At 70.2% G+C, this 9,589-nt stretch carries 15 protein-coding genes and 1 pseudogene; 6 read left to right on the top strand and 10 right to left on the bottom strand.

The features are described 5' to 3' along the window. Nucleotides 1-2: 2 nt before the first annotated feature. A complete protein-coding gene (locus OG799_RS27730; RefSeq protein WP_406039045.1) occupies nucleotides 3-797 on the top strand; it encodes a prepilin peptidase in 795 nt (264 codons plus the stop codon). Nucleotides 798-944: 147 nt separating this feature from the next. Here OG799_RS27730 and OG799_RS27725 read toward each other — a convergent pair whose 3' ends face one another. From OG799_RS27725 to OG799_RS27715, 3 genes are all read right to left on the bottom strand, one after another. Beyond that, complete coding sequence (locus tag OG799_RS27725) at nucleotides 945-1,289, bottom strand: VOC family protein (protein WP_406039043.1); 345 nt, start codon at nucleotides 1,287-1,289, stop codon at nucleotides 945-947. A gap of 148 nt (nucleotides 1,290-1,437) precedes the next feature. After that, nucleotides 1,438-2,064 carry a phosphatase PAP2 family protein gene (locus OG799_RS27720; protein ID WP_406039041.1) on the bottom strand — a complete coding sequence of 209 codons (627 nt, stop codon included), beginning with the start codon at nucleotides 2,062-2,064 and terminating at the stop codon, nucleotides 1,438-1,440. A gap of 70 nt (nucleotides 2,065-2,134) precedes the next feature. Continuing rightward, nucleotides 2,135-2,635 (bottom strand): hypothetical protein, encoded by a 501-nt coding sequence (locus OG799_RS27715; RefSeq protein WP_406039039.1) that lies wholly within the window; start codon nucleotides 2,633-2,635, stop codon nucleotides 2,135-2,137. A 156-nt stretch (nucleotides 2,636-2,791) separates the two neighbouring features. Between OG799_RS27715 and OG799_RS27710 the strand changes: the two are divergent. Next, nucleotides 2,792-3,190, top strand: a pseudogene (locus OG799_RS27710) (SAM-dependent methyltransferase); the annotation flags it as partial. An 87-nt stretch (nucleotides 3,191-3,277) separates the two neighbouring features. Here OG799_RS27710 and OG799_RS27705 read toward each other — a convergent pair. The 5 genes from OG799_RS27705 to OG799_RS27685 all read right to left on the bottom strand — a co-directional run bounded on the left by OG799_RS27705 (nucleotide 3,278) and on the right by OG799_RS27685 (nucleotide 4,808). Then, on the bottom strand, nucleotides 3,278-3,697 hold the full coding sequence (locus OG799_RS27705; protein ID WP_406046520.1) for a hypothetical protein: 420 nt from the start codon (nucleotides 3,695-3,697) through the stop codon (nucleotides 3,278-3,280). Nucleotides 3,698-3,862: 165 nt separating this feature from the next. Continuing rightward, nucleotides 3,863-3,934: a hypothetical protein gene (locus OG799_RS27700; protein ID WP_406046425.1), complete on the bottom strand. Its 72-nt coding sequence runs from the start codon at nucleotides 3,932-3,934 to the stop codon at nucleotides 3,863-3,865. Next, nucleotides 3,906-4,151, bottom strand: coding sequence for a DUF1905 domain-containing protein (locus OG799_RS27695; RefSeq protein ID WP_406039037.1), 246 nt, complete (start codon nucleotides 4,149-4,151; stop codon nucleotides 3,906-3,908). Before OG799_RS27695 ends, OG799_RS27700 begins: the two co-directional genes overlap by 29 nt. A 172-nt stretch (nucleotides 4,152-4,323) precedes the next feature. Beyond that, a complete protein-coding gene (locus OG799_RS27690; protein ID WP_406039035.1) occupies nucleotides 4,324-4,632 on the bottom strand; it encodes a hypothetical protein in 309 nt (102 codons plus the stop codon). Next, a complete protein-coding gene (locus tag OG799_RS27685) occupies nucleotides 4,629-4,808 on the bottom strand; it encodes a hypothetical protein (RefSeq protein WP_406039033.1) in 180 nt (59 codons plus the stop codon). The genes OG799_RS27690 and OG799_RS27685 overlap by 4 nt, the downstream gene beginning before the upstream one ends. A gap of 326 nt (nucleotides 4,809-5,134) precedes the next feature. Here OG799_RS27685 and OG799_RS27680 point away from each other — a divergent pair, with 326 nt between their 5' ends. The 3 genes from OG799_RS27680 to OG799_RS27670 all read left to right on the top strand — a co-directional run bounded on the left by OG799_RS27680 (nucleotide 5,135) and on the right by OG799_RS27670 (nucleotide 7,279). Next, complete coding sequence (locus tag OG799_RS27680; RefSeq protein ID WP_406039031.1) at nucleotides 5,135-5,536, top strand: GntR family transcriptional regulator; 402 nt, start codon at nucleotides 5,135-5,137, stop codon at nucleotides 5,534-5,536. A 274-nt stretch (nucleotides 5,537-5,810) separates the two neighbouring features. Beyond that, nucleotides 5,811-6,335: a hypothetical protein gene (locus OG799_RS27675; protein WP_406039029.1), complete on the top strand. Its 525-nt coding sequence runs from the start codon at nucleotides 5,811-5,813 to the stop codon at nucleotides 6,333-6,335. Nucleotides 6,336-6,649: 314 nt separating this feature from the next. Further along, nucleotides 6,650-7,279 carry a DUF6518 family protein gene (locus OG799_RS27670; RefSeq protein WP_406039027.1) on the top strand — a complete coding sequence of 210 codons (630 nt, stop codon included), beginning with the start codon at nucleotides 6,650-6,652 and terminating at the stop codon, nucleotides 7,277-7,279. 436 nt (nucleotides 7,280-7,715) lie between these two features. Here the strand turns inward: OG799_RS27670 and OG799_RS27665 are convergent, their stop codons facing one another. Together OG799_RS27665 and OG799_RS27660 are read right to left on the bottom strand one after the other, a co-directional pair. Next, the gene (locus OG799_RS27665) at nucleotides 7,716-8,606 is read right to left on the bottom strand and encodes an IS3 family transposase (protein WP_406039025.1); all 891 of its coding nucleotides are present in this window, start codon (nucleotides 8,604-8,606) and stop codon (nucleotides 7,716-7,718) included. Beyond that, nucleotides 8,603-8,899, bottom strand: a complete 297-nt coding sequence (locus tag OG799_RS27660) for a transposase (RefSeq protein ID WP_406039023.1) — start codon at nucleotides 8,897-8,899, stop codon at nucleotides 8,603-8,605. Before OG799_RS27660 ends, OG799_RS27665 begins: the two co-directional genes overlap by 4 nt. Between OG799_RS27660 and OG799_RS27655 the strand changes: the two genes are divergently transcribed. Then, entirely contained in the window at nucleotides 8,898-9,380 is a 483-nt protein-coding gene (locus OG799_RS27655; RefSeq protein ID WP_406039021.1) for an SDR family oxidoreductase, read from the top strand. The two genes, OG799_RS27660 and OG799_RS27655, sit on opposite strands and share 2 nt — an antisense overlap. Nucleotides 9,381-9,589 lie beyond the last annotated feature (209 nt).

The raw sequence follows: 9,589 nt of genomic DNA, 5'->3' as shown, positions 1-9,589 counted from the left end.
CGATGACCGGCCGAGGGCTCCGGACCGCCGACCGGGCGGCCCGCGGGGAGGTGCCCGCACCGACCACCCGTCCGGTCGTAGGTCTGCTGGCCGCCCTGGCGGTCGTACCGCCGCTGCGGCTGGCGGTGGCCCGGTACGCCGTACCACCGGGGTCCGTGGACCGGGCCGGGTGCGATGGTTGCGGCGCACCGATCGGCCTGGACCGGCCGCTGCCGGCGCTCGGGCCCGCGGCCCGCTGTCCGGCCTGCCGGGCCCGGGTCGGGGCGCCCCCGGGCGCGGTAGAGCTGGCCCTGGCGGCGGCGCTGGCGGTGCTCGCGCTGGCCGGCGGCTCGCCCGGCGAGCTGGCCGCGACGGCCTGGTGGCTGGCCTGGGCGGTGCCGCTGGCCCTGGTCGACGCGGCCGTGCACCGGCTGCCCGACCGGCTCAGCTACCCGGCGGCCGCCGGCACCTGGGCGCTGCTCGGGCTGGCCGCGCTGACCGGACCCGGACCCGGACCGTGGCTGCGCGCCACGCTGGCCGGGCTGGGCCTCGCCCTCGGCTTCGCGGCGACCACCCTGCTGCTCGGCCGACGCGGGTTCGGGCTCGGCGACGCCAAGCTGGCGCTCAGCGTGGGGGCGCTGCTCGGCTGGTACGGCTGGCCGGTGCTGCTGGCCGGGCTGATGCTCGCCTTCGCCCTCTCCGCGCTGGTCGCCCTCGGCCTGCTGGCCGCCCGCCGGGCCCGCTGGTCCACCCACCTCCCCTTCGGTCCGTTCCTGATCGTCGCCACCGCCCTGACCCTCCTCCTCACCCCCTTTTAGGTTTTCCGACATTGGTCGAATCACGCCATGGTTGCGTTGAAGGTGGTACCGCTGGAGAACCTGCGGTTCCTGGCTGGGTACCGCCGGGAGTGGCTGTTCGATCCGGTGTTGCTGGCTGGGTCTTCACCCCTATGACAAGCCGTGGCCTCAGATTGTGACCGGGTGGCGCGGCTCGTAGAGGCCGAGCTCGCCGCCGCCGGGCAGCCGCAGCGCGGTGCGCAGCCCCCACCGCTCCTCGGTGACCGGGATCGTGAACTCGACGCCCTTCGCCGCCAGCTCGGCCATGGTCGCCTCGACGTCGTCGCACATCAGAAACAGCTCGTGGGCCGGCTCGCCGTCGGTCGGGTGCAGGGCGAGTTCGGCCGGCGGCAGCCTGAAGATGAGCCAGCCGTGGCCGGCGTCGACGTGCTGATGGCCGAGCGTGTCCCGGAAGAAGGCCCGGTCCGCCTCCGGGTCGCGGCTGTAGATGATCACATGAGCACCATTGATCATGCGTCGACCATAGCGGCGCGGTGGGAGGCACGCAGGCCGACCGCGGCGATCGCCACCACCGCCGGTACCAGCAAATAGGTGGCGGAAAAGGCGGCGACGACGCAGACCAGCGGCAGCGCCCCTACACCCCTGACCGAGCGGGCGGGGGTCAGCGGCGGGCGGGGTGGGTCAGGGGGCGGGCGGCGCGGCGGACGCGCCAGCGCAGGGCCTCGGCGACCGGGCGAGCCACGATGGGGGTGACCAGCTTGCCGACCAGCACGCCGAGGAGCAGGCCGGCGGCCACGTCGTGCGGGTAGTGCACGCCGATGAAGGTGCGGGAGAGCGCGGCGAGCAGGGCCAGTGGCGCGGCGACCAGTCCGATCCGGCGGTGCAGCAGCAGGGTCGCGGCGGCCAGGGCCCCGGCGATGGTGGCGTGGTTGCTGGGGAAGGACCAGTCTCCCGCCGGTGGGCAGTGGGCGGCCACGATCACCAGGTCGGCCGGGCTCCGGCAGGGGCGGTCCTCGGCGACCAGGTCCTTGAGTCCCTCGCTGCCGCCGTACGCCAGCAGGACCGACATCGGGGCGGCCAGGGCGAGCGCCCGCCCGCGGATGTCGCCGCCGAGCAGTTGGGCCGCCGCGGCGACCACCAGCAGCACGCCGAGCAGCAGGACCGCCCCTTCGGTGAAGTGGGTGGCGAACCAGTGCACCGGTTGTGGCGTGCCGTCGGCGAAGTCGACGATGTCGCGGTACCACTCGACGCTGATGTCGGGAACATCGGTCATGTTGGCGTTGGTCATGAATCACCTCACCAACTGTTCATACTCCGTTCACTTGGGGGTTTCCTCCGGAATGGCCGGGAGGGCGAGTTCAGTCGGTGGCGGCGGGCTCGGTGGGCTGGCGCGGCGCCGGCTGGGCGGTCACCCCGGACATCCGCTCGACCAGCGCCTCCAGCGCCTCGAAGGCGTACGCCCAGTTGTGGCACTTGAAGCTGCGCAGCCCTTCGATCGGGGTCCGGCAGTCGGCGCAGTACACCCCGGGGATCGCGTCCGGCACCTCGGTGTTGACGTACTTGCGCTCGCCGAGGATCACGCGGGCGATCATCGCCCGGTCGTGCACGCCGTGCAGCGCCGACGCGACGATGTCGTACCAGTTGACCCGCCGGCCGCACTTCGGGCAGTCCGGCTCGTCGCCGCTGACCCAGAGCGGCGCGCCGATGCTGCGCGCCGGCATCCCGAGCAGCTTCTCCAGTCGGCGTACGTCCGGCTCCGGGGTCGTCCACCGATGCCGACCCGGCAACGAGGCGGGCGAATCGTAGACGGCGCGGAACACGACCGGATCGACCTCCACGGTCTCGCGCTTGCTGGTCATGCGCTACCTCCTCGACGCTCGGTGGCACCACCGTCCTATCAGGTGGACGGGGTGCGCAGCCGGATCAAGGACAACGACACGACGGGTCAGCGGCGTGTCGCGCAGGGTGCTACACCTCAGGGCGCGAGCACGACCGTCGACGGAGGGAACGCTGTCGTGACCGGTGAGCCGGCGACCACCCCGACCGAGGCCCCGTCCCGGCCAAACGTCGCCCGGATGTACGACTACTACCTGGGCGGCTGCCACAATTTTGCCGTCGACCGGGCCGCCGCCGAACGGGTCCTGGAGATCTTCCCGGACACCGGCGTCGCTGCGCAGACCAACCGCGCCTTCCTCCGCCGAGCCGTCCGGTACGCCGTCGAGCAGGGCGTGCGGCAGTTCCTCGACATCGGGGCCGGCCTGCCCACCCAGGGCAACGTGCACGAGATCGTCCGATCCCTCGCCCCGGACTCCCGGGTCGTCTACGTCGACCACGACGAGGTCGCCGTCGCCTACGCCCGGCGGCTGCTGCCCACCGACGGCCGGACCGTGGTGGTCCGCGGCCACCTGTGCCGTGGCCCGACAGCGAGCCGCGCAGCGCGGTGTCGCACGGCTACGGCGGCGTCGGCATCCGCCGCTGACCGTCCCGCTCGCCAACTGGGTTCAGGCGCCGGTCGAGCTGGGCAGGCCCTGGTGGTTCAGGTAGAGCGCGACCCGGAGGTCGGTGCCGTCGTCGTACAGCAGGAACGAGGACGACAGCGGGACGGATCCGTCCCCGGCCAGGCGGGGTGCGCTCCACTCGGTGCGGACGAGCAGGTAGTGGTCGTCCAGCCGCTGGTGGGTGAGGGAGGTCAGGCTGGGCGCGCCGATGCCGGCGTCGGCGAACATCTCGGCCCGCTTCGGCAGGGCCCGCAGGAACGCGTCGCGCGGGACCGGGTGGGCGCCCGTGGGATCGGCGGCGAGGAACGGGTCGGCGAAGCAGCCGCCCAGGGCGTCCAGGTCCAGGGCGTCGCTCGCCATGGAGAAGCGGTCGAAGAACGCCTGCAGCCGGGTGTCAAGGGCGGGTGCGGAGGTGTGGGGCACGACATCGTCCTCTCGACGGTCGGTCTGATGAGAGGCCCCACGCTAGCAAGCGTAAACCGGCATAATAGCACAGAAACGGATCAAAATCCAGCCCTGGCCGAGCAGGAGTGGCTCCCCGTTCGGCTCATTCCGGCGGTTGCCGTCCCGACCTCGCGCTGGGGCTCGTCAGACGTTGACGGCCAAGCGGACCGTCACCATGTCGCCCACCTCAAGCCCCTCGGCCTTCCGCACCGGCACCCGCACCGGCACGATGTACCGCCCGTCCTTCGGGAACAGCGACGTCTGCCCACCCGGTTCCGCCGATCTGCACCCTGACCGGAGCCATGCCCCAGCCGTAGGTCACCAGCGCGGACGTCGCTGCCAGTTCACCGCACTCCTCTTCCGGAACGGTGACGAAGTGCCACGGCGCCGGACCTTTCCAGAACCACATCTCGCCGGTGAACCCCAGAGTCATCCGATCACCCCACCCCTGGAGAGCTCGCCTCTGATCCAGCGCTCATATCGTGCCCGATGAATACATCCCTGTGCTGTCACAGCTCAGAGGCGGCCTGTGGTGGGCCGCCAGGGACTCGAACCCTGAACCTATGGATTGCCGGCGAGCCGGTCAGATCGGGTGCCGTCCGAGGTCATGCGCCCCGCTGAGCCTGGTTTCGATTGGGTTCGGCTGGCACGGTTGCTGTACTTCGCTGCTGTACTGCGGGCTTCGATCGCTCGACCTGTCTGGTCCATCCGAGGAAGCGGCGGTGCAACACGCCGGCCGGCGTCCAGGGCATGTCCTCGGCGGCCTGGACAAGGTAGGAGCCGAGGTAGAGGGCCAGCGACAAGGGAGCGTCCGCATACTCCGCCCGCAGCTCCCGCCTCCGCGTCGGGCACGGCCAGGGCAGGTCGCAGCCTCCGCAGCTCCAGATCGGCATGACCGGGCCGTGGGTGGTCACCGCACACCGCCGAGGAACCGGGCGGTGATCGTCCGGGCCTGCCGGCTGGTCGCCCAATCCACCTGCCAGCACGGGTACGGAGTCAGCCGCGACCACCAGGCACGACAGCCGGCGCACATGCCATCGAGCCCTCGGACGTGCACCGCGAGGATGTCTCGCTCCTGCCGGTCGTTCACTGCTCACCCTCCCTCGGCCAGTGGCCACGATTGATCGGGATCCGGTGCCGGGCGCGACACGGCAACTCGGCTCCGCACCGGCAGACCAGCCTCCATCGCCGCCAGCACCAGACCGGCCCATGGCGCCGCGCGAGGGTCAGCGCGACGGCGAGCAGGTACTCCTCGTACGAGACACGCCGCACCGGATCTCCCCTCGGGCCTCGTCGACGGCACGGCGGCCGGGCGTTGGTTGGTCATCCGACCGCCGCACCTGCCAGCTCACCGTACATACGTAGGACTGTAGATACAATGACCCGTAGAGCTGTTGGACACGTAGCGTCACATTCGTGATCGACCCCAGCGCGGATCGCGCAGTGTTTCGGCAGCTCGCCGACCTACTGCGTGACCGGATCACGTCCGGCGACCTCGCGCCCGGCGCGTCGCTGCCCAGCGAGCTGCGACTGGCTCAGGAGTATGGACTGAGCCGGACCAGCGTCCGGCAGGCCATCTCGCTACTCCGGTCGGAAGGGCTCGTGATCGTCCAACCCCCGCGCGGCACGTTCGTCCGCAGCATGGAGCCGACCGAGACGGTGACCCTACTCAAGGGCGACACCGCCTCAGCCCGGATGCCCACCCCTGCCGAGCGCAGGGAGCTGGACATCGGCGAAGGCGTCCCGGTCCTGGTGGTCTTCCGCGCCGACGGGTCCCGCGAGCTGTACCCCGCCGACCGCATCCGGGTCGGCCGCTAGCCACTAGCCCGCAGCTGGCGAGCCCTCGCTTACAAGGCGCTTTCGGCAAAGGTCGCAGCGTCCGCTGAGGTCCACCGCGTTCAGGTCGGAGGCGACACCCGTCCGCGGTCGTCCGGCCTCGGCCGTCACCGTTGATGTCAACCACTGATGTCACGTCCCGCTGCTTCCGGCTTCCCGCGACGAGCGGAACCGGACCGGGCCAACGCCGGGGGAAGTGCGCTCGACCCGGAGCGCATGTGACCGCGGGCCCACACCGCCCTGTTAGCGTCGATCGGTGCCCGTCACCGTACCGGCGTCCCCTTCGCCCACCCATCGTGTCCGGCGGCTGGGTCTGGGACTGGTCTGGCTGGCGACCGCCCTGGCCGGGACGACGGTAGTGGTGACCGGAGTGCTCGTCACCCGGATGGACGAGATCCTCGCCTCGGCAGTGTCGCAGGGCCGCGCGTTCCCCTTCACCGGCGAGGCCGGTGACCAGTCCATGCTGCCGTTCCTGCTCGGGTGCGCCCTGACCGCCCTCTTCCTCACCACCGCGGCGCTGGGCTACCTGCTCAGGGGGTGGGCCTACCACAACGAGCACATCGGGCTGGCGCTTCCCGCTGCCGCGCTGATCATCGTGATCGTCCTCTGCACGCCGCGCGTCGGGCCGACCGACCTCGCGCACCAGCAGTACACCCACGACCTCTACGGGTGGTGGTACTTCCCCTTTCTCATTGCCACCGTGGCCTGTTACCTGGGCTGCCTCCTCGCTGCGGGGGTGGTCCTGTTTCGCGCGCGGCCAGCCCTGAGACAGTCAGCGTGACCTGCGGCGGAGGATGGGCTGACACAGGGACGACCCCGTCGGGGGAGCCTGGTCGCGGCAGCCGGCCAGACCGCCACCCCGGCGCGGTCCACCTCGGCCAGCAGGTGCAGCTCCGCGGCGGTGAAGGCCTGGTGTCATCAGACATCGTTTCGTGCTCTCATTCACGGCGGCGATGTCGTTCGTCCCGCCTGTCATCGTCGTGTTGGACGCTGTCTGCTGACTCGGCGCTGACCCTGCCGGGGACGTCTCGGTGTCGCAGTGTCGCCTGGTGGCGCTGCCGAGGGTGCCGAGGTTTCCGCGCGGGCATACTGAGTATGCTGCTCGCCGTGCAACCTGATCATCGAACGGTGGCGCTCACCGCCTTGGTTGGTGGTTTCCTGCTCGGCTTCCTCGACTTCGTGTGGATCAAGTGGGTGCCGTATCCCTTTGCCGAGCTCGGCAACTCCACCGCCACGTGGGCGGTTGCCGCCTTCGTCTTCGGGTATTGGGTCCGGTCGGGCTGGGTGCGCTCGGCTCTGGGCGCCGCTGTCCTGCTCGTCGTCGCGGTGCCCAGCTACTACCTCGCGGCGGCCCTCATCCAGGGAGACGACCTGGCTGTGGTGTGGGCACGGACATCGCTGCTCTGGATGGTCTTCGGTGTTCTCGCCGGGGTGGTCTTCGGCGTAGGCGGTAACTGGGCGCGCGGGGCAGGCTGGCGACGGGTCCTCGGGACCGCGCTGCCGGCCGCGGTGTTCTTCGAGGAAGCGGCACGGTTCGTCGGCAAGGCCAACAATCCCAGCTATCCCCCGGGCTCGGAATGGAACGTCGCCATCGACGTCGCGCTCAGTGTTCTGGCCGTCGCGCTGATCGGCAGGTCGAACCGTCAGCGAGCGCTCGCGTTGGCCGTGGCCCTCCCTCTTGCCATGGTCATCTTCATCGGATTTGCGATGGCCGGCGGTTACTGAGCGCGGCGCGCTTCGCTCGCCTCTGTCCACACACGTCTCTGACGTCCAGCGCTGGACCACCCGGGAAAGGGACGACCCCCGTCGGGGGGAGCCTGGTCGGCGTTGTCGGCCAGTATCACCGGTTGACGTTCCCTGTGGTCCTGCCCTCGGTGCCATGCCGGCTGTGACCATTGGATTCGCTCGCGCAGCACAGCGTTCGCTGACTTTCTGCTGACGCGGCACCTTCTGGTCTGTAGGTCACGACGGCGCAGTCTCGTGCGGTGCCGTGCGACATCGGAAGGCACGGTTCGGACCCGTCGCGGCTCCTGCGGTCGCTCGCGTTGCTGTACTTCTGTGCTGTACGTCGATCACTCCGGCCGCCTGCGGCCTAAGATGTTGCCTTGCGCGTTCACGGGGAGGCGACATGTGTCAATCCCCTGGAAGCGTGGAGGGTTGTTTAAGCTGCCTGAGCCCGGCGGGCTTCGGCGATGAAGTGTTCGTAGTCGACGGGGGACATGCCGTCGCAGGCGCTGTGACGTCTGCGGACGTTGTAGAAGTCGACGATCCAGGTGGCGATCTTGAGTCGGGCCTCGGATCGGGTGCGGAACCGTTGCCGGTGGATGTACTCGACCTTGATGGTGGAGTTGAACGCTTCGGCGGCGGCGTTGTCCAGGGCGCAGCCGACCCGGCCCATCGACTGTAGGACACCGAGGCGGCGGCAGGCCTTGGCGTAGTCGGCGGCGGTGTACTCGCTGCCGCGGTCGCTGTGGAAGATCACTCCGTCGACGGTGCCGCCGCGGGTCGCGGCGGCCATGCTCAGGGTCGCCTGTGTCAGGTCGGCGTCGTGATGCGCGCTCATCGCGTAGCCGAGCAGCCGCCTCGAGTACAGGTCGATCACCGTGGCGAGGTAGAGCTTGCCCTCGTCGGTGACGACCTCGGTGATGTCGCCGCACCACAACACGTCCGGCGCGACGGCGGTGAACTGCCGCCGCACCCGGTCCGGCGCCACCGGGCGTTTGCCCTGCTTGGTGAGGCTGCGTCGGCGCCTTCGGGTGCGTCCGGCCAGGCCGAGGGCGGCCATCCGCGCCGCGACGGTGTTGACCGACACCTGCCACCCGTCGGCGTGCAGATCCTGGGTCACCCGGGGAGAGCCGTAGGTGCCACCGGAGGCGTCGAAGCAAGCCCGGACCGCCTCATCAAGGGCGTCGCGGCGGGTCTGCCGCGCGGTGGGTTGCCGGTCACGCCACTTGTAGAACCACGACTCACTCAGCCCCAGCGCCCGGCAGGTCACCGCGTGCGGCACGGCGTGCTCGGTCCTCTGAGCGGCGACGAACCCGGCCACAGTCACTTCGTCGCCCCCTTGACCCACAGGACCACGGATCGCTTGAGCACATCGCGCTCCATCGCCAGCTCGGCGTTCTCCTTGCGCAGCCGAGCCAGCTCGGCGCGTTCGTCCTCACCGAGACCGCCGGCGGCGGCCTCACCCCGAGCCCGCCGGTCCTGCGCCACCCAGTTGGCCAAGGTGCCGTCGTTGATCCCCAGGTCCCGAGCGACCTGCGCGATCGGCTTGCCCGTCTCCCGCACGATCCGCACGGCGCCCTCACGGAACTCCCGGTCGAACCGCCGCCTCGTCTCAGCCATGACCATCTATCCCCTTAGGTCCGGCCTCCACGCTATCGGGGGAACCTCACCCGAGCCCACGTGTACGGCTGGCTCACGAGGTGGGATCCGGCCGGCAGCGGAGCGCCAAGTTTTAAAAGCTGGTTCGGAGCTATGTTCACTGCAGCTCCCGACCTACGAGTGGCCGCTAGGGACTCGAACCCTGAACCCCTTTGGCGTACTCCTGATCAACTCCAATCGGGCGAATCGGACGCCTGACCTCGGCGAATCTTCCGCTGCCTTACAGCGGTTGACAGCCCTTGTCGGCGTCACCGCCATTGACCCGGGCCCAACCGATACCGGCTGGATGACCGCAGAGATCAAGGCTGTGGTCCTACGCTCCACGCCGCTCGGACGCCTCGGGCGCCCGCAGGACTGCGCGAACCTCGTCGCGTTCCTGTGCTCGCCCGACGGAGGCTGGATCAATGGCCAGCTGCTGCACAGCAACGGGGGAATTTCCTAATCAGGTAACCCGCTTCGCGATGGACGAGGGGACCGCCTGCGGGATTACGGCGGGTTGACGTGTCGGTACCCGGTGCTACTCTGGCGCTCGTCGAGCACGCCAGCGCGGCCTTCCTGCCGGGTCGCTGGACTCGATGTCGGAGATGCCGAGCGGCCTTGCTGCCGCTGATGCGGGCCACGTCCCGCCGGCTCTCGATCGCACCGGCCGCT

Source organism: Micromonospora sp. NBC_00898 (assembly GCF_045207895.1).
GTDB lineage: Bacteria > Actinomycetota > Actinomycetes > Mycobacteriales > Micromonosporaceae > Micromonospora.
The sequence above is the reverse complement of the archived record's forward strand: the minus strand, read 5'-3'. Positions and strand labels throughout refer to the sequence as shown.

Bases quoted from the DNA above. Each gene is read 5' to 3' on its own strand.
- OG799_RS27655 (WP_406039021.1), top strand. From the start codon at position 8,898: ATGACCATCTATCCCCTTAGGTCCGGCCTCCACGCTATCGGGGGAACC.
- OG799_RS27670 (WP_406039027.1), top strand. From the start codon at position 6,650: ATGCTGCTCGCCGTGCAACCTGATCATCGAACGGTGGCGCTCACCGCC.
- OG799_RS27730 (WP_406039045.1), top strand. From the start codon at position 3: ATGACCGGCCGAGGGCTCCGGACCGCCGACCGGGCGGCCCGCGGGGAG.
- OG799_RS27695 (WP_406039037.1), bottom strand. From the start codon at position 4,151: ATGACTCTGGGGTTCACCGGCGAGATGTGGTTCTGGAAAGGTCCGGCG.
- OG799_RS27660 (WP_406039023.1), bottom strand. From the start codon at position 8,899: ATGGCTGAGACGAGGCGGCGGTTCGACCGGGAGTTCCGTGAGGGCGCC.
- OG799_RS27720 (WP_406039041.1), bottom strand. From the start codon at position 2,064: ATGACCAACGCCAACATGACCGATGTTCCCGACATCAGCGTCGAGTGG.
- OG799_RS27715 (WP_406039039.1), bottom strand. From the start codon at position 2,635: ATGACCAGCAAGCGCGAGACCGTGGAGGTCGATCCGGTCGTGTTCCGC.
- OG799_RS27725 (WP_406039043.1), bottom strand. From the start codon at position 1,289: ATGATCAATGGTGCTCATGTGATCATCTACAGCCGCGACCCGGAGGCG.